21 protein-coding genes and 1 pseudogene are annotated in these 17,251 nt (G+C 55.7%); 13 read left to right on the top strand and 9 right to left on the bottom strand.

All coding sequences use genetic code 11. From position 1 onward, the window contains the following. The first annotated feature begins 2 nt into the window (after positions 1 to 2). On the top strand, positions 3 to 353 hold the full coding sequence (locus K8I84_RS01365; RefSeq protein WP_223792930.1) for an FHA domain-containing protein: 351 nt from the start codon (positions 3 to 5) through the stop codon (positions 351 to 353). 42 nt (positions 354 to 395) lie between these two features. Here K8I84_RS01365 and K8I84_RS01370 read toward each other — a convergent pair whose 3' ends face one another. After that, the gene (locus tag K8I84_RS01370) at positions 396 to 1,127 is read right to left on the bottom strand and encodes a YebC/PmpR family DNA-binding transcriptional regulator (protein WP_223792931.1); all 732 of its coding nucleotides are present in this window, start codon (positions 1,125 to 1,127) and stop codon (positions 396 to 398) included. A gap of 303 nt (positions 1,128 to 1,430) precedes the next feature. On the opposite strand from K8I84_RS01370, the gene K8I84_RS01375 reads away from it, so the two are divergent. The 3 genes from K8I84_RS01375 to K8I84_RS01385 all read left to right on the top strand — a co-directional run bounded on the left by K8I84_RS01375 (position 1,431) and on the right by K8I84_RS01385 (position 2,970). Then, positions 1,431 to 1,739 carry a hypothetical protein gene (locus K8I84_RS01375; RefSeq protein WP_223792932.1) on the top strand — a complete coding sequence of 103 codons (309 nt, stop codon included), beginning with the start codon at positions 1,431 to 1,433 and terminating at the stop codon, positions 1,737 to 1,739. 309 nt (positions 1,740 to 2,048) lie between these two features. Continuing rightward, a complete protein-coding gene (locus tag K8I84_RS01380; RefSeq protein WP_223792933.1) occupies positions 2,049 to 2,354 on the top strand; it encodes a hypothetical protein in 306 nt (101 codons plus the stop codon). Positions 2,355 to 2,631: 277 nt separating this feature from the next. Then, positions 2,632 to 2,970, top strand: a complete 339-nt coding sequence (locus K8I84_RS01385; protein WP_223792934.1) for a hypothetical protein — start codon at positions 2,632 to 2,634, stop codon at positions 2,968 to 2,970. Positions 2,971 to 3,038: 68 nt separating this feature from the next. On the opposite strand, the gene K8I84_RS01390 is transcribed toward K8I84_RS01385, so the two are convergent. Both K8I84_RS01390 and K8I84_RS01395 read right to left on the bottom strand, forming a co-directional pair. Continuing rightward, the gene (locus K8I84_RS01390) at positions 3,039 to 3,467 is read right to left on the bottom strand and encodes an SRPBCC family protein (RefSeq protein WP_223792935.1); all 429 of its coding nucleotides are present in this window, start codon (positions 3,465 to 3,467) and stop codon (positions 3,039 to 3,041) included. 103 nt (positions 3,468 to 3,570) lie between these two features. After that, on the bottom strand, positions 3,571 to 4,446 hold the full coding sequence (locus K8I84_RS01395; protein WP_223792936.1) for an AraC family transcriptional regulator: 876 nt from the start codon (positions 4,444 to 4,446) through the stop codon (positions 3,571 to 3,573). A gap of 164 nt (positions 4,447 to 4,610) precedes the next feature. Here K8I84_RS01395 and K8I84_RS01400 point away from each other — a divergent pair, with 164 nt between their 5' ends. From K8I84_RS01400 to mmsB, 5 genes are all read left to right on the top strand, one after another. Continuing rightward, positions 4,611 to 6,104, top strand: coding sequence for a CoA-acylating methylmalonate-semialdehyde dehydrogenase (locus K8I84_RS01400; RefSeq protein ID WP_223792937.1), 1,494 nt, complete (start codon positions 4,611 to 4,613; stop codon positions 6,102 to 6,104). 60 nt (positions 6,105 to 6,164) lie between these two features. Beyond that, positions 6,165 to 7,331, top strand: a complete 1,167-nt coding sequence (locus K8I84_RS01405; RefSeq protein ID WP_223792938.1) for an acyl-CoA dehydrogenase family protein — start codon at positions 6,165 to 6,167, stop codon at positions 7,329 to 7,331. Positions 7,332 to 7,369: 38 nt separating this feature from the next. Next, positions 7,370 to 8,149, top strand: a complete 780-nt coding sequence (locus K8I84_RS01410) for an enoyl-CoA hydratase (RefSeq protein ID WP_223792939.1) — start codon at positions 7,370 to 7,372, stop codon at positions 8,147 to 8,149. 33 nt (positions 8,150 to 8,182) lie between these two features. After that, positions 8,183 to 9,256, top strand: coding sequence for an enoyl-CoA hydratase/isomerase family protein (locus tag K8I84_RS01415; protein ID WP_223792940.1), 1,074 nt, complete (start codon positions 8,183 to 8,185; stop codon positions 9,254 to 9,256). A 72-nt stretch (positions 9,257 to 9,328) separates the two neighbouring features. Continuing rightward, entirely contained in the window at positions 9,329 to 10,222 is an 894-nt protein-coding gene (gene mmsB, locus K8I84_RS01420; protein ID WP_223792941.1) for a 3-hydroxyisobutyrate dehydrogenase, read from the top strand. Between the two features lie 90 nt (positions 10,223 to 10,312). Here the strand turns inward: mmsB and K8I84_RS01425 are convergent, their stop codons facing one another. Further along, a complete protein-coding gene (locus K8I84_RS01425; RefSeq protein ID WP_223792942.1) occupies positions 10,313 to 10,804 on the bottom strand; it encodes a hypothetical protein in 492 nt (163 codons plus the stop codon). Between the two features lie 346 nt (positions 10,805 to 11,150). Between K8I84_RS01425 and K8I84_RS01430 the strand changes: the two genes are divergently transcribed. Next, the gene (locus tag K8I84_RS01430) at positions 11,151 to 11,801 is read left to right on the top strand and encodes a class I SAM-dependent methyltransferase (RefSeq protein ID WP_223792943.1); all 651 of its coding nucleotides are present in this window, start codon (positions 11,151 to 11,153) and stop codon (positions 11,799 to 11,801) included. Between the two features lie 151 nt (positions 11,802 to 11,952). On the opposite strand, the gene K8I84_RS01435 is transcribed toward K8I84_RS01430, so the two are convergent. From K8I84_RS01435 to K8I84_RS01445, 3 genes are all read right to left on the bottom strand, one after another. Further along, positions 11,953 to 12,333, bottom strand: coding sequence for a cupin domain-containing protein (locus K8I84_RS01435; protein ID WP_223792944.1), 381 nt, complete (start codon positions 12,331 to 12,333; stop codon positions 11,953 to 11,955). A 68-nt stretch (positions 12,334 to 12,401) separates the two neighbouring features. Then, positions 12,402 to 12,899: a DUF3291 domain-containing protein gene (locus tag K8I84_RS01440; RefSeq protein WP_223792945.1), complete on the bottom strand. Its 498-nt coding sequence runs from the start codon at positions 12,897 to 12,899 to the stop codon at positions 12,402 to 12,404. Positions 12,900 to 12,979: 80 nt separating this feature from the next. Next, entirely contained in the window at positions 12,980 to 13,849 is an 870-nt protein-coding gene (locus tag K8I84_RS01445) for a LysR family transcriptional regulator (RefSeq protein ID WP_223792946.1), read from the bottom strand. Between the two features lie 94 nt (positions 13,850 to 13,943). On the opposite strand from K8I84_RS01445, the gene K8I84_RS01450 reads away from it, so the two are divergent. Further along, positions 13,944 to 14,444, top strand: coding sequence for a lactoylglutathione lyase family protein (locus tag K8I84_RS01450; protein WP_223792947.1), 501 nt, complete (start codon positions 13,944 to 13,946; stop codon positions 14,442 to 14,444). 142 nt (positions 14,445 to 14,586) lie between these two features. Here K8I84_RS01450 and K8I84_RS01455 read toward each other — a convergent pair whose 3' ends face one another. Both K8I84_RS01455 and K8I84_RS01460 read right to left on the bottom strand, forming a co-directional pair. After that, positions 14,587 to 14,997: a gamma-glutamylcyclotransferase family protein gene (locus K8I84_RS01455; protein WP_223792948.1), complete on the bottom strand. Its 411-nt coding sequence runs from the start codon at positions 14,995 to 14,997 to the stop codon at positions 14,587 to 14,589. Between the two features lie 229 nt (positions 14,998 to 15,226). Then, positions 15,227 to 15,481 carry a hypothetical protein gene (locus K8I84_RS01460; RefSeq protein ID WP_223792949.1) on the bottom strand — a complete coding sequence of 85 codons (255 nt, stop codon included), beginning with the start codon at positions 15,479 to 15,481 and terminating at the stop codon, positions 15,227 to 15,229. A 199-nt stretch (positions 15,482 to 15,680) separates the two neighbouring features. On the opposite strand from K8I84_RS01460, the pseudogene K8I84_RS01465 reads away from it, so the two are divergent. Both K8I84_RS01465 and K8I84_RS01470 read left to right on the top strand, forming a co-directional pair. Further along, positions 15,681 to 15,860 (top strand): annotated as a pseudogene (locus K8I84_RS01465) (hypothetical protein); the annotation flags it as partial. Positions 15,861 to 16,032: 172 nt separating this feature from the next. Then, the gene (locus tag K8I84_RS01470) at positions 16,033 to 17,217 is read left to right on the top strand and encodes a hypothetical protein (protein WP_223792950.1); all 1,185 of its coding nucleotides are present in this window, start codon (positions 16,033 to 16,035) and stop codon (positions 17,215 to 17,217) included. The last annotated feature ends 34 nt before the right edge of the window (positions 17,218 to 17,251 follow it).

The following is a 17,251-nucleotide window of genomic DNA, read 5'->3' on the forward strand; positions in this document are numbered from 1 at the left end:
ATATGGCATCGTTTTCCCAACTGGTTGATAGCGTGGTCGTTAACACGTTCGATTTGGACCAGTCTGTAATCCGTATTGGCCGCGCTGCCGGCAACGACATCCAGATTGATGAAATCTCGGTCAGCGGCCAGCACGCGATTATTGAAACTGTGCCTAACATCTATCTGGAAGGTACCGTGGATTACTACATTACGGATCTGGACAGCACAAACGGCACCTTTGTAAACGACATTCGCATCGGAGCCCGTCAGCGGCTCAACAGCAACGATATGGTGCGGGTAGGCTGGAACGAGTTCCGGTTCGTGGATGAAGAAGAAAGCGCCCTGGAAAAGACTGCGTACATCCTGGACTGAGGTGGGCTCCCGCCCTGGCCTTCCGGCAGGGCGGGTGTCGGGTTACTCGGACTCTTCCGGCAACTCGGCGTTATGAAACACGTTCTGGACATCGTCCAGTTCATTCAGCATGTCGAGGAATTTTTCGAACATGGGAATGTCGTCACCCTCAATCGGTGAGGTCGTTTTAGGCAGGAACTGGATTTCGTCGGTTTCAAAGTCGATATCCGGGAAAGCATCCACCAGCGCCTGACGGGCTTTGGCGAACTCGGTGTTCGGCGTGAACACGGTGATCATGCCGTCTTCGCTTTCGATGTCCTGAACATCCACATCCGCTTCCATCAGACTCTCAAGTACAGCTTCTTCATCCTCACCTTTGAAGGCGAAAATGGCACAGTGGTCAAACATGTGGGCGACTGCGCCCGGAGTGCCGATCTTGCTCTTGGTCTTGGTGAAGGCAAAACGAACATCACCGAACGTGCGGTTCGGGTTGTCGGTCAGACAATCCACAATCACCATGCAGTTGCCCGGGCCGTAACCTTCGTAACGGGCTGCTGCGTAATCTTCGCCACCGCCGCCCTTGGCTTTGTCGATCGCTTTATCGATCACGTGCGCCGGTACCTGGGCTTTCTTGGCACGGTCAATCAGTCCCCGCAGGGCCAGGTTGCCGTCCGGGTCAATGCCGCCGGACTTTGCGCACATGTAAATCTCACGACCGAACTTACTGTACACCTTGGTTTTTGCCGCGGCCGTCTTGGCCATGGATTCTTTGCGATTCTGGTAGGCTCTGCCCATCTTCGCTGCCTCTTGTTTAATGCGGAAAGTGCGGGATTTTACTCAACATTCGGCGTTCAGGACAGGCCTGATTGGTAGCCTCGGGTTCTGCACTGCACGGGGCGACCGGGAGACATGACACGTTTCTTTCGGGGTCGGCGAAATTGGCTTCAGTTAGATGGACTTAGGATACCCCTGCAGGGAGCATACTTGACGTACCTGTGGTAACTGCTGAACTAGGGGCACAGGTGGTCCCGTTGTCAGCCTGTGTTTTCACGAAATCCAGAAGGCTCGGTTCAGAGTCGATCAGTTCAGGAGTTCAAGATGAAACGCTTACTGATTTATGCAGCATCCCTGGTTCTTGCGTTGGCTTTGGCGCCAGCCTATGGATCCAGTCACGGGCACGACAGTGGGATGGACTCCATGGAAGAAGATGGTAAGGCGATGGAGGAGCATCGGGAGGAAGCGATGGACCGCGGTGCACACCAGGGTCCCGATATTGAAGAGCTGCCGCCAACAGCCGCAGGACAGGAGTCCGAGGGCGGAATGGACGATACCATGCAGGACAATATGGATGAGCATGGCGAAGGAGACCCTCGAATGGATATGGAGGAGCCCGGTTCAGAAATGTAATTCTGGCCAACGAGGCAGCGGGCAGGGCGCTCGCTGCCATCCTTCGTGCTTCTCTAACCACCTTGCTAATCGGTCATATCAGCTTTGTCGATCAACTAAGCGCATCATTATGTATAGGTTGAGTGGATTATTGGTTTTCGCCTGATAACTCAAACCTATGAAACTAATCGTGGTCAATTCCCTCTCATCAGTCCCGGGTTATACCGACTGAATTTCTGTTCATAGGTGGGTGAGATCCGACGCGGTGCTCGCCTTTTTCCAACCGACTGACAGCCCAGGATGGCGCTGATTACTATTCTGGGAGAACTCATGATGAAACGTTTACTGATTTCTTCTGCATCCCTGGCAGTTGCGCTCGCCTTCGGGCCAGCCTACGGGAGCAGCCACGGACATGACGAGGGTAAGGACTCCATGGAAAAGGACGCTCCGACTATGGAGGCGCATGGGGAAGAGGCGATGGACGAGACCGTGGATGTCGAGGATCTTCCACCCACCGCAGCGGGGCAGGAGTCCGGGGACAGCATGGACTCTGAGATGGAAGACAATATGGCCATACCGCCTGATGAAACCGATCCCAGGACTCTGGAGCAGGACGAATCGGATTCAGGCTACTGATAGGTTTAAACATGGCAGCGGGCAGGAATGCTTGCTGCCATTCTCTTGCTTGGTCCTGCCTTTGCACCTCCTCACGGTTATGTGTTCAGACTAAATATTTCAACAATGTTTTTTCTACGCCAGCTGTAACTAATCCGCGCAATCGTCCTCTAATTCCTAGTTACTTCGGATCAGGGTTGGCGATAACCGAGGTGGCGGGCCTATTCGATAACAACACGTCCGTCTTCTCAGAGTCTTCCGGTGGGCACCATCGGAGAGAAGTTGAGGAGGACGAATCATGACACGTCTATTCACCTATTCTGCATCCCTGGCGTTGTTGCTCGCGGTTTCGCCATCATACGGTGAGTACTGGGAAGAACTAGCGCCTGAGGATTCCCCGATGAACGAGGAACGTATGGGGACAACTAACCCGGTGAGCTTCAATCCCAAAGGGGTGGAAAACGATCGCCGGATTCAGCTGGAACGGGGGCTTTACGATGAGTTTGATTTCGAGAGCCTGCCGCCGACGGCAGCGGGTAGCCCCGACACGGATGACTCCTCCATGTCTACGGATATGGACTGGCATTTAATCGAGGGCAATCGCCGGATGCAACTGGAGCGTGGGTTATACCAGTAATGCGGCCAAGACGGATGGCACTGGCCGGGTAACGTTCCGTTACCCGGCGGAAGGTTTTCCTGAAAGGCTCAGGCCAGGCTTGGCGCTTTTTTAATGCCCCGGCGAATGGCCTGCTCCAGTGCGGAGCTCACCATCTTGCCGGTAAATGGCACGACGTCTTCAAAGCTGATGGTGTAATTAATTCGGGTTTGTCCTTCCGGCGTGTCCGCAAAGCAGATGCGGCCCATGTGATTCTTGATGGGGCTCAGGGTGGTGATGCTGTATTCGATCAGGGAGTCCGGCTCGAAGTTCAACACGGTTTCTTCAAATCCCACCGGGCCAAAGCCAATCTTGCGGACGGAGCCAATGCCGTTTGGATCGGCCTGGTCGCTGTCTTTGATTCGCTTGATCGGGGCACCGAGCAGTTGTCCGAAGCGTTGATGGTCTGCAAACAGCGCAAAGACCTTGTCCCGGGGGGCATCAATAGTTTCTATGATTTCAATGTTGTACGCGGCCATGAAGTTGCTCTTCTTATAGGTGTGGTTGCAAGGGTAGCGGTTTCCCGCCGACAACAACAGTCGCAAGGATGGACATATGTTTGAGCTGGCCTGCGATGCCTTGTCAGTGCCTTGCCGTGTGCCGATAGTCCCGCGGCGACTGCCCCATCACCTTCTTGAATAGCCGGGAAAAATAATAGGCATCGTCGTAGCCCAGGCGACGGCTGATTTCGGCAAAACTGACGTCGGTGCTGTCCAGCAGTTGGCAGGCCCGTTCCACTTTCAGGTGCAGGAAATGCTGGATCGGGGAGGTGCCCGTCTGCTGGCGGTAGCGGGTGGCGAAATGGGCGGGCGAGAGGCCGCTCAATTCCGCCAGTTGCTCCAGTGACAGTCGTTCATCCAGGTGTTCCCGCATGTAATTGTGAAGGGTCTCCAGTTCCTCGCTGCGCTGCTGACTGGCGTCATCAATGTTCAGGGGTATGGCCGTCATCAACTGGCGCAGGCGGTTGGCGGCGTGTATCAGTCCGACGGTTCGGAAACCGGTCTGCCGAACCGACAGCAGGCCGTTGAAATCCACCAGCAGGCGCGGCTGCCGCCCAAGGTGCCGGACGCGAGTCGTGCCCGAGAACCCCATGTAGTGCTGGAAATCCTCGGCCAGGGGGCCTGTGTAGTGGACCCAGTGAATGGTCCAGGGATCGTCGGGATCGGAGGTGTAACGGTGGTCGGCACCGGCCGGCAGCAGAAGCAGGTCACCTGCGCCAACCGTGTAAGGCTCCCCCTCGACATTCAGAAAGGCTTTCCCTTCCGTGCAGTAAATCAAAAGATTGTCGCTGTGGTGCTCGCGGTGCATGTGGTGGCCCGCTGCTCGCCGGTAGTGTCCGAAGGCCAGTGGGTACAAGTCGCGTGTAAGCGGATGATCGGCCAGCCTTTTTATAGTGGGCTCGGGAACGACATAGCGAACGCTGTCCCTGGGTACCGGCCATTGCGACGTTTTAATCATAGTTCGACCAATGTCTTGCTAGGTAATCGAAAGATAGTCCATCAAGGGCGAAATTTAGTCAATCATCAGGAGCCGGGGTGCATGCTAGGCTGTTTTCAATCGTGGACGAAACCAGTTCGGGTTTCGGCTTAATTCCCACACAACAACAAACAGGGATCATCAAGATGAAAAACGTACCTCTGTACCTGGCCGGCGAGTTCGTTCAGAGCCAGACCTCCGAGTGGATTGACGTTACCAATCCCGCCACCAGCGAAGTGATTGCCAAGGCACCCTGCGCCACCCACGCGGAGATGAAACAGGCCATTAAATACGCCGGTGAAGTGTTCAAGACCTGGAAAGAAGTGCCCGTCTCCGAGCGCGCCCGGGTGATGCTGCGCTACCAGGCGCTGCTGAAAGAACACCATGACGAAATCGCCGAAATCCTCGCCCAGGAAACCGGCAAGACCTTTGAAGACGCCAAGGGTGATGTATGGCGCGGTATCGAGGTGGTTGAGCACGCCGGCAACGTCGCGTCTCTGATGATGGGCGAGACCGTTGAGAATGTGGCCCGCAGCGTGGATACCCACTCCTGGACCCAGCCGCTGGGCGTGTGCGCCGGTATTACGCCGTTCAACTTCCCGGCGATGATTCCGCTGTGGATGTTCCCGATGGCCATTGCCTGCGGCAACACCTTCATCCTGAAACCGTCCGAGCAGGATCCGCTGACCCCGATGCGCCTGGCCGAGCTGTTCGAAGAAGCCGGTGCGCCCAAGGGTGTGCTGCAGGTGGTTCACGGTGGCAAGGAGCAGGTGGATACCCTGCTGACCGATCCGGCCATCAAGGCGGTCTCGTTTGTCGGCTCCGTGCCGGTTGGCCGCTACATCTATGAAACCGGCACCCGTAACATGAAACGTGTGCAGAGCTTTGCCGGCGCCAAGAACCACATGGTGATCATGCCGGACGCCGACAAACAGCAGGTGATCAATGCCCTGGTGGGCGCGTCTGTGGGTGCTGCAGGTCAGCGTTGCATGGCGATCTCCGTGGCTGTATTCGTTGGTCAGGCCCAGGAATGGATCCCGGAACTGAAAGAGGCCATGGCGAAGGTGCGCCCGGGTGCGTGGGACGATGCCGGAGCCAGCTACGGTCCGGTCATCAGCCCGCAGGCCAAGGACCGCATCGAATCCCTGATTGCCGCTGGTGAAGCCCAGGGCGCTAACCTGCTGCTGGACGGTCGCGGCTGCACCGTGGATGGCTACCCGGACGGCAACTGGGTTGGACCGACCCTGTTCTCCGGTGTCACCACCGACATGGATATCTACAAAGAAGAAATCTTCGGCCCGGTCCTGTCCTGCATGGACGTGGACACCCTGGGTGATGCCATCGAGCTGATCAATGAAAGCCCCTATGGCAACGGTACCTCCATCTTCACCTCCTCCGGTGGTTGCGCCCGTCGCTTCCAGCACGAGATCGACGTGGGTCAGGTAGGTGTGAACGTACCCATTCCGGTACCCCTGCCGTTCTTCTCCTTCACCGGCTGGAAGGGCTCCTTTTACGGCGACCAGCATGCCTACGGCAAGCAGGCGGTACGTTTCTACACCGAAACCAAGACCGTCACCTCTCGCTGGTTCTCCAACGAAGTGGCGTCTACCGAAGCAAACTTCTCCATCCAGTTGCGTTGATAGGCCTGTGGAGTGGGGCAGGGCCAAACTGGCCCGGTTCCTGCTGCCGGGAGTAAAAGCATGAATTTTGACCTGAACGAAGATCAGCTGGCGTTTCGCGACGCCGCCCGCGCTTTCGCGGAAAAGTCCATGGCGCCCCACGCCGCCAAGTGGGACGACGAACACATTTTCCCGGTGGATGTCCTGAAAGAAGCCGGCGAGATGGGCTTTATGGGCATTTACACCCCGGAAGCCTACGGTGGTATGGGGCTTTCGCGCCTGGATACCTCGGTGATTGTCGAGGAACTGGCCGCTGCCTGCCCATCCACCGCCGCGTTTATCACCATTCACAACATGGCCACCTGGATGGTCGCCAGCTTCGCCTCCGACGACCTCAAGCAGGAGATTGTGCCCAAGCTGGCCAGTGGCGAATGGCTGGCCTCCTACTGCCTCACCGAGCCCGGTGCCGGTTCTGACGCAGCAAGCCTGCGGACCAAGGCCGTTCGCGATGGCGACAGCTACGTGATCACGGGTAGCAAGATGTTCATTTCCGGCGCCGGCAGTACCGATGTACTGGTGCTGATGGCCCGCACGGGAGACGCCGACAGCGGCTCCAGGGGTATTTCCGCGTTCGTGGTGCCCGCCGATGCCGACGGCATCTCCTACGGCAAAAATGAGGAAAAGATGGGCTGGCACAGTCAACCCACCCGCATGGTGAGCCTGGAAAATGTGCGCATCCCGGCATCCAACCGCATTGGTGCCGAAGGCGAGGGCTTTGCCATCGCCATGAAGGGCCTCGACGGTGGCCGCCTGAACATCGCCACCTGTTCATTGGGTGGTGCCCAGGCGGCCCTGTTGCGGGCCCGTAACTACCTGCACGAGCGGGCGCAGTTCGGCAAGCCCCTGGCCGCCTTCCAGGCGCTGCAGTTCAAGATCGCCGACATGGCCACCAATCTGGTGGCTGCCCGGCAGATGGTCCGGCTGGGTGCCTGCAAGCTGGATAACCGCGACCCGGAAGCCACACTGCACTGCGCCATGGCCAAGCGATTTGCCACCGACGCCTGCTTTGACGTCGTGAACGAAGCCCTGCAGCTGCACGGTGGCTACGGCTACATCCGGGAATACCCGCTGGAACGTTACCTGCGAGACCTCCGGGTGCACCAGATCCTCGAAGGCACCAACGAAATCATGCGCCTGATCGTCGCCCGTCGCATTCTGGAAGACGGTGTGGCTGAGGCCATCCAGTAAACAACCAATAAAACCGCAAGGGATAAGGGAGAGAATCAATGAGTGATCTGATCCAGATCGAAAAACGCGGACATATTGCGGTACTGACCATCAACAATCCGCCGGCCAACACCTGGACGGCGGAATCCCTGCCGGCTCTGCGCGACATCGTGCAGGACCTGAACGCCGACACCAACATCTTCGCGCTGGTGGTAACCGGGCAGGGCGAGAAGTTCTTCTCCGCCGGCGCCGATCTGAAAACCTTTGCCGACGGCGACAAGGCCCGGGCCAACGAGATGGCCCAGTTGTTCGGCGAGGCCTTCGCCACCCTGAGCGATTTCCGGGGCGTCTCTATCGCCGCGATTAACGGCTATGCCATGGGCGGTGGCCTCGAATGCGCCATGGCCTGCGACATTCGCATTGCTGAAGAGCATGCCCAGATGGCGCTGCCGGAGGCCACCGTTGGCCTGCTGCCCTGCGCCGGTGGCACCCAGAACCTGCCCTGGCTGGTGGGTGAAGGCTGGGCCAAGCGCATGATTCTGTGCGGCGAGCGAGTCAAAGCCGATAAGGCACTGGAAATTGGACTGGTGGAAGAGGTCGTTCCGTCCGGCGCCAGCCTCGACGCGGCCATGAAGCTGGCCGAGGGTGCCTGCAAGCAGAGCCCATCCTCCACCGCACGCTGCAAACAGCTGATCATGAGCGCCCGTGACGGCCGCAGCCACGAAGATGGCTGGCGCATGGAACGGGAGCTGTTTGTCGAACTGTTCTCCACCGAAGACCAGAAAGAAGGCGTGAATGCGTTTCTTGAAAAACGCACGCCCGAGTGGAAGAACCGTTAAATCTCCGGCCAAGCACCGGATTGAGGAATGAACATGAGTGAACAACCCATTGTATTTGAAGAGTGGGTAACCGCGGGTGACGCGCTGATCGCCGTTGCCCGCCTGAATGCGCCCAAGGCGCTGAATTCCCTGTCACTGGAAATGATCCGCCTGCTGACCCCGCAATTGCGCCGGTGGGCCGAGGATTCGCGAGTCTGCGCCGTCTGGCTGGAGGCAGAGGGTGACAAGGCCTTCTGTGCCGGTGGTGACATAGTCGCGTTGTATCGCAGCATGACCGAGCCCAATGCCAGCGGCGAGGGTGAAGCCTTCTTCGCCGAAGAGTACGAGTTGGACCAGCTGATTCACAGCTTCCCCAAGCCCGTTGTGTGCTGGGGCCACGGCATCGTGATGGGCGGTGGCATGGGACTGTTCCAGGGCGCCTCCCACCGGGTAGTGACGGAAGGCTCCAAACTGGCGATGCCGGAGGTTTCCATCGGCCTCTATCCAGACGTGGGCGCCGGCTGGTTCCTGAACCGGGCTCCGGGGCGAACCGGTCTGTTCCTGGGACTGACTGGGGCTCGCATGAACGGGGCCGATGCTCTGTTCACTGGTCTGGCCGACCGCTTTATCCAGCATCAGATGAAGGCCGATGTGATTGGCGAGTTATGCCAGCGTAACTGGCAGGATGAAGACGCCAGCGCAGTGGTTGGCAGCGTCCTGCGGCAGTTTGAACAGCAGAGCCGCGAGGCCTTGCCGGAATCCCCTGTGCGTCACCACTTCGATGAGATCAATCAGGCGGTTGACGGCGATTCGCTGGAGGCTGTCGTTGGGCAGCTTACCGAGCTGGCTGGCGGTGAGGGCTGGCTGGCGAAGTCAGTCCGGTCCCTGGGCAACGCATCTCCGACGTCTCTGGCCCTGTTCTGGCACCACCTTGAACGCTGCCGCCGCGACAGTCTGACCGAGGTGCTCGATAAAGAGCTGGTGATGTCTACCAAGGCCCTGAAAAAGGGTGAGTTCGCCGAAGGCATCCGGGCACTGCTGATCGACAAGGACCAGCAGCCACGCTGGCACTACGCCACGCTGTCCGAAATCGACGATGCCTGGCTGGAAGATTTCTTTACCGCCTGATCGTTAAAGCCAGATTGCACGGCTGCCCCGTTTCAACGGAGGCAGCCAGACACAACAACAAGGAGAACAGACATGGCGAAGATTGCATTTATTGGCCTCGGTAACATGGGAGGCCCCATGGCCTCCAACCTGGTGAAAGCCGGGCATGACGTTACCGTATTTGACCTGTCCGAAGCGGCGATTAAGTCGCTGGAAGCCGAAGGTGCCCAGTCCGCTGGCACCGCCAAAGCAGCGGCCGAGGGTGCGGAGTGCGTCATTACCATGCTGCCCGCCGGCCAGCATGTGGAATCTGTTTATCTGGGTGAGGACGGGTTGCTGGCGCATCTGCCGGAAGGCACCCTGGTGATTGATTCCTCGACCATTGCGCCAGAAACCGCCCGAGCTGTGGCCGAAGCGGCCCGCGCCCGGAACATTCCCTTCTTGGATGCACCGGTTTCAGGTGGTGTGGGTGGTGCCAAAGCCGGCATCCTGACGTTCATTTGCGGTGGCGCTGAGGAGGCCTTTAACCAGGCGAAACCGATCCTCGAGGCCATGGGCAAGAACATCTTCCACGCCGGCGATCATGGCTCCGGACAGGTCGCCAAGATCTGCAACAACATGATGCTGGCGATCCTCATGGCCGGCACCAGCGAGGCCCTAGCACTGGGCGTCAAAAACGGACTGGATCCGGCCGTGCTGTCGGAAATCATGAAACAGAGCTCCGGTGGCAACTGGGCACTGAACGTCTACAACCCCTGGCCGGGAGTGATGGATGGTGTGCCGGCCTCCCGGGATTACGAAGGCGGCTTCCTGGTCAAACTGATGAACAAGGACCTGGGCCTGGCGTTCGATAACGCGGTCAAGAACCACGCCCCGATTCCCATGGGTGCCCTCGCTCGTAACCTGTTCGAGCTGCACGCCGGGCAGGGCAACAGCGACCTGGATTTTTCCAGCATCCAGCGGTTCTACCGTTCAGACGGCAAGTAAGCAGCGCTTCAATCCCGCTTGAGGCATTAAAAAACCCCGGTTCCCGGGGTTTTTTATTCTGGGATGGGGCGTGGGTGAGCAGCGAACGTCTCAGACCCTGAACTCTTTTGCGAGCTGCAAATATTCCTGAGCCGCTGCATTGGCCTCTGGCACTTTCTCCAGTTTATGGGCCAAAGCCGTTCGGAGACCAAACGACGTGCTGTGCGGACAGGGCCAGACTCTCGCGGATTCCTGCAGACAAGCAATGGCTGCGTTTGTGTTACCACGCTTCAGTTCTGCCAATCCCAACCTTGTATAAGCCGCGTTGTACCCACATTGGCGGGGCTCATAGGAAAGCCAATCGGTGCGGATACGAAGGCGGGCCAGAGGCCCCAGGAGCGCCCATAGCCTCGCTTTCTGGCAGATTACGCTAATAAGTGACAGCGAAGCGTGCAGTACCACGCCCGGAAGCATGCAGGGGAGGCCGACTTCCAGGCGTGGATCGTTCATGAAATCAGGAAGTTTCGAAGGGTCCTGGTACTCAATCCAGGCGTAATACTGACGCGCTGCTGCTGCCGCTTCTTTCGAGTTGCTGGGCCCCATGCATGTCCTGATTCTTATATCACCATGCACTACGGCCGGGTTCATGTAGCTATCTGAATGCCGTGCCTTGTTCATAGCCATCCCGCCTGGTACCAGCTTTTATGATTGTTTCCTACCTTGCACGACTTTCTGACAATGCCGAGAGAATCGGGGCACAGAATTCGGGATTTTTACATTATTTTGCAAATGGGTGGTTTTGGTAGGTGGGTCTCGGCGACAACCGCCAGATCAGCGGGGTTGTAAAAGGAAGTTGCCTTTTCGGTCAAATACTATACTCTGCCCGCTACTTTCGTTTTGTCATTTATCCTCGATAGCTGGCTCAGCGCTCAATTTACGAGGCTTATAAATGACACCCCTGCGGTTACGCTACCAAACCATCGAGTTTGGAGAGATAGACGTTCATCTTTGCTCTCTGCGCAACACCAATGAATATTATGATCCGAAAGGAAAGGCCGAAGAGCTGGGTATCTGCTCTGCGTCATGGCCCATATTCGGGGTTGTCTGGCCATCAAGCCTGGTTCTGGCCCAATTTATGTTGGGCTACGACACGACGTCCAAGAGAGTGCTGGAGGTAGGCTGTGGTATGGCCTTATCCAGTTTGCTTTTGAACAAGCTGAATAGCGATATTACGGCAACCGATTATCACCCGGAAGTTCAATATTTCCTGGAAAAGAACGTTCAGCTCAATGGGGATAAATCCATTGCGTATGAGCGAACCGACTGGGCAAATAGCAAGGATACCCTGGGACTTTTTGATCTGATTATTGGCAGTGACCTGCTCTATGAAGATGATCATATCGAGTTGCTGGCCAATTTTATTCAAAGGCATTCGAAGACAAACTGTGAAGTGATTCTGGTCGATCCGGGGCGAGGGAGAAAAAATAAACTGAATAAAAGGCTGGTAGAGTTTGGCTTCAGTGCCTCTCAGTTCAAACCACAAGATCCCCATAATATTGGCCAGAATTTTAAAGGACATATTCTTAAATATGTTCGGTAACCCATAGCTGCACCAGATTACTCCACGACAAACGCCCCCATATCTCTCAGGCGCATTCTCGCGCACTGGGACCTCCAGATCACCGCAAACCAATTGGGATTAGCACCCGCGTCGGATGGTGTGAATTGATCGGGGCTTGCCTGGGGAACATCTAGCAAACCGGTAGTTCATCAATATCTTCGTAATCATCTTTGGTGAAGGGTGGCGTGCAGAGGGCCAAGAACACCAGATCTTCCTGGCCTGTATTCGCGATTCGCTGGCGACTCATTGGCGGTATTATTACCACGTCGCCTGGCTTCACATCTTCGGCCGGCAAATCGCCAATTTCCACGCGACCAATACCGCTGAGAATATAGTAGCGTTCTGCAGATTTTCTGAGTCGATGCCATCGGGTTGTTACGCCCGGTTCGACTCGCGCACGGGCAATGGACAATGCTTCGTCATCGGTAGAATTGGATTGCTCCGCGATGAAGCATCTTTCAGAAGTATAGAACTCACTTGAAAAATCCTGTTTTCGGATCGATTCCTTCATCGCAATTTTCCTTGTGCCTAACGCCTTTAATGAGCGGCCCGGCGACCTGAACGGACTTAATGGATTCGTTAACTGGCTGGATATTCACCACCCAAAGTATCGATTGGCGCTTCGGCACCGACGCAGGGAGGCGAGAAGACTGTTTTGAACGTGAAAGCCTCTTCGGTTGGTCCATGCTCTCTCAGGGTGTTCAGCTTTTGCGCAGCCTCTTCGACTGACGGAACGTGACCGGCTGGCACCCACCAAAGAACCATGTGTGCTTCACCCATTCTGTGGAACCACTCTTTCTTGCGACGCATGATCTCAACGTGTGCAGACCGGTAAACGTAGTTATGCAAAGCTTCGACGGAATCCCAGAGAGAAAGATTCACGATTTTATCAGAGCCGAAATAATCAATGCCGGTGGCATCACCTGCATCGGTTTGCAAGCGCCAGACGAAACCAGGGGAATCTTCAGCCAACGCATTTATTCTGTCCAAATTAGCCACAAAATCTGAAAGCTGAGGTGAATCAATTGGAGCCATGAGTGTGGCAATGTTGAGTTGGGCTACCTGATACTTACTCACCGTTTCCTCCCTGGAAACTAAATCGTTTTTAGAGCGCACTGGCGCTGCGAGTGACGCGGCTTGTTAAATTCCAGGTAAGTCTAAAGCGACCGCTTGGCTTCAGCTATCACAGTCTTAATTCTCGCCTGAATTGCCCGATGCCGTAGGGCGCAGAGATACAGCGTTTCGCTGACCGGGTTAGCAAGACGATGGGCCTTGATATGCTCAGACTTCTCAAAGGCTTCAACTGCGTGCGCAGGTAAGACGGTAAAGCCCAACCCCATGCTGACCGGCTCTAGAATCAAGCCGATCTGGTTTGAGGCCCCTTTTCGGGGAAACAGGCTACTGTGCTGAAACTCAGGGTAATTGGCACCAAGAAGCATGCTGGCGTGATGACTTCCATCAGGGTGGTCGATAAACCCAAGCGTCATTAAACTCTCCCAATCCGGCTCTTGGACGGTCGCAGGTGTTACCAACAGCAGCGCTTCTTGCGCGACGGGCGTGCACTCGACGTCGGCCATGGTCGATTTCGACGTCATCAATCCGAGATCAACAGTAGACTCGACGATCGCATTTTCCACATCCGAATTTGGAGCAAATCGGTAATCGATAATCAGCTTCGGGTGCTTACTCTGTAGCGCCAACAACTGCGGATACAGTTTCAGACCGACACTTCCCGGAGACATAATCCGCACAGTTCCTTCAAACGGCGGGTCCGCTCCAACTTTCTGTTCAAGATTAGACAAGGCCAAGAGGATGCTCTGGGCCTCGGCATAAAGCCTTTCGCCGGCAGCCGAAAGCGAGAACTGTTTCCCCTGTCTAACCAGCAATTCTGCACCGAGCTGCTCTTCAAGTTTACGCACATGCTGGCTAACGCCCGACTGTGTCATGTAAAGGCGCTCAGCGGTACGTGTGAAATGACCAACCTCTACCAGTGTGCAAAAGGTGCGTAACCAAGACGTATTTATCATTACAATAAGTAATCTTTTTAAGAATAAATGATAATTTTAACTAATGCTGCGTGCTATGTAACCTGTTTCCAGTGTTACCAGAGGAGGACAGGCAATGAGCAACGTGTACCCACGAAACTTTTCACACATTGGCATATCCGTGCCAGACCTTGAGCAGGCCGTAACGTTCTACACTGAGGTTATGGGTTGGTATTTGATTATGGAACCAACCGAGATCAAAGAGGACGACAGCGCCATCGGAGAGATGTGCACAGATGTATTTGGCGCAGGCTGGGGAAGCTTTCGTATCGCTCACTTATCGACGGGCGATCGAATTGGTGTGGAGCTTTTTCAATTTAAGAATCAGTCCAGCCCAGAAGACAATTTCGAGTACTGGAAGACTGGCGTTTTTCACTTCTGCGTTCAAGACCCGAACGTCGAGGAACTAGCAGAACGGATTGTGGCTGCCGGTGGTAAAAAGCGCATGGAGAAACCGCGCTATTATTATCCCGGAGAGAAGCCCTACCGCATGATCTATATGGAAGATCCTTTTGGAAACATCCTGGAAATATACAGCCACAGTTACGAGTTAATATACAGCGAGGGCGCCTACTAATACTCGCCGAAACAATTCAGCGGGCTTTCTTCGACAGAAAGCCTGCTGAATTCAACGCCGCGCTATACGGCATCCGATGCGAAGCACTGGCTGTCCGATGGAGGCCCAGTCGTTCGTGGCCGTAACGAATTTGAGAACCTTATTAAGCACTTGGAGCCTCCAGCCCAAGCTCACCCATACGCCTAATTAACTTCTCCAAATACTCCGGATTGGATTCGTCGTTCGCAGGAGGCACCAACAAATTGCAGCACAGGACAGCTAGGGAATCTCCGGCTTCTGTTTCTACCGTTAAAGCTTCAGAAACATAAGTATCAAGACCTCCTCCCCAGTAAAGCGTGCTCACTTCATCGTGGGTAAGGTCGTACACAATGCCCGCAGCTCGTGAACTCTCATCCCGCAGGAGCGTTGCCAGATTCCCAACTCGGAGCCGATAGCCGGGGGCAATGGCTTTACGTGGATTTCGAGGTTCAACCCCCTTGGCTCTTAATATCTCCGGATCCATGTAGAGTCCGTAGAAAAACACCTGATTCAACCTTTCCCTGGAGTTATACATTTACTTCAATCCTCGTGGTGTTTAGCGCCAAGCTTTGCGGCTGACGGTGCTCTGCACCGGCAGTCCGAAAAAGTGACTTGTTACGTATCTCTATGCAATGTCGCAATAAAAGCATTCAACTCTTGTCGAATAAACCAAGAACTACCTGCCATTAGTAGGCCGGCTATGAGAGAAAAGTGCGATAGAAGTAGAATAAGACCGATAAGGAAAGCCCATAAAGCATAACGAGTTAAAGGTTTGTGCTTTCCGAACTCAAAGCTGCTTCAGCTTTCTTTGCCGGTATCTGCTGGTCTATGAGGTATGCATGGGTAAGAGTGAAACCCGCAAAAATCGGCAAGAGGGCAGCAAAAAAGAGCGTCGAGAGGAAGAGTGGCACCGAGCTAGAAACAGGCTGACTTGAACTCAAAAGTGCGAGGAAATAGGTAACGCATGCTCCTGTAAAAGCACCGTACATCCATTTCATTTGCTCTATTTTGTGTTTCATGCTCCATGCTTCCCTGAATACCTAACAGCCTATTAGTTTGAATTTGCATTAGACCGTAATCGCGGCCTCCCGTCTAAACCTGTATCACGGGGCCAATTCCTATTCTAATTCATAGAGATGGCGGGCCTCCAGCACGGACTTTTCGCTGCTCCTCCCAACAAAAAGTGTGCATTGGGGAAAACGTGCACGTTCGTGCAGTGAAAACGCGGTCAAGAACCACGCCCCGATTCCCATGGGTGCGCTGGCTCGTAACCTGTTCGAGCTGCACACAGGGCAGGGCAACAGCGACCTGGATTTTTCCCGCATTCAGCGGTTTTATCGTCCAGACGATATAGCAGGCAGACCTGCAACTCTGACTAAAGATGAAAAACCCCGGTAAGCCGGTTTTTTTCCGGGGATAGGCTTCCAATAGTAACGTTGAAGCAATCGCACATCATGCCTGATCGACCCCGCCACGGATCGCTTTGCTTTGAGGTCCTGCGAGAGCTATATATTTATAGGAGACTGCCTGGGGTTGTCTCAGGTTGGTCGTGCCCCGAGGAGGGCATCTCATGAAAACCGCAATTCCCTGGACGTTTTCTGCCTTGGCAGCCATCGTCCTCATCCCCCCGGCGACGGCAGAAATCCTGGCCGTCATGAACTACGAAAGTAAGCCCGCGGACCAGCTCAAAAGCCTCAAGTTATCCGGCGAAACTGCTCGGCGCGAGGGTTTGGCGATCGTTGATGTTGATCCGGAGAGTCCGAATTTCGGAAAAATCGTGTCCGATATTCCGATCGACGCCGACAACGTCGTGCACCACATCTTTTACGACCGAACGATGAGCAAGGCCTACATCACCGGTCTTCAACAGCCTGCACTTCAGGTTCTTGATCTGACGAAGAACCCCTACCGGCTCTCCACGATCGAAACGCCACCGTGTAACGTGGCCGAGGACGTCATTCTGGACGAAGCGAACGAGCGCTGGTATCTGACCTGCATGGGTTCCGCCAACGTGATTGTCGGCGACGTCGCAAGCGATGAAGTGGTGGGCGAGATTACGCTGCCGGGCACCTACCCGCACGGTCTGGCCGTCAACAGTGGGATCGATCGCATCCTGGTCACCTCGACCATTACGCCGGACCTGACCAGCCCGGATGAGTTCGTCTCGGTGGTGCGTGCCTCCGATCTCGAACCCCTGGGCAAGATTAAGATGTCTGACGCCGAGTCGCCCTCCAAGGTTGCGCCCGTTGAGGTCTTCTTCGTGCCGGGCGCTGAGCCTGTGACGGCGTTGGTGACCAATATGTTCGGGCATACGCTCGAAGCGCTGGTCTGGAATGAGGACGAGCAGGAGTTCGGTCGTGAAACGATCTTTAATTTTGCCGAGCATGGCGCCACCGTGCCGCTTGAGATCTACTTCAACGACGACAAGAACCCCGACCGCATGTACGTGACGACAGCGATGAAGCCGGGATATCTGCACGTCTTCGACATTTCGGAAGGCCCAACCAAGCCGAAACTGCTGAAGCAGATTGCCACAGCCGACGGTGCACACCATGTCGGGTTCACGCCGGACTTCCGCTACGGATTTGTTCAGAACTCGTTCATCAACTTGCCGGACATGAGTGACGGTTCGGTGTCGGTGGTGGATCTTGAGAGTGGCGAGGTGGTTGCCTCGATGGACACCCTAAAGGATGCCGGGCTTAATCCGAACTCGATCGCGCTCTTGCCGGAGTGGAACCACCTGGCCGGACACTAGGTGGGTATCGCGGCGCCGGAATGGCCGGGCGCAC

Origin of the sequence: Marinobacter sp. F4216, from assembly GCF_019931195.1 — a bacterium.
Lineage (GTDB): Bacteria > Pseudomonadota > Gammaproteobacteria > Pseudomonadales > Oleiphilaceae > Marinobacter > Marinobacter suaedae.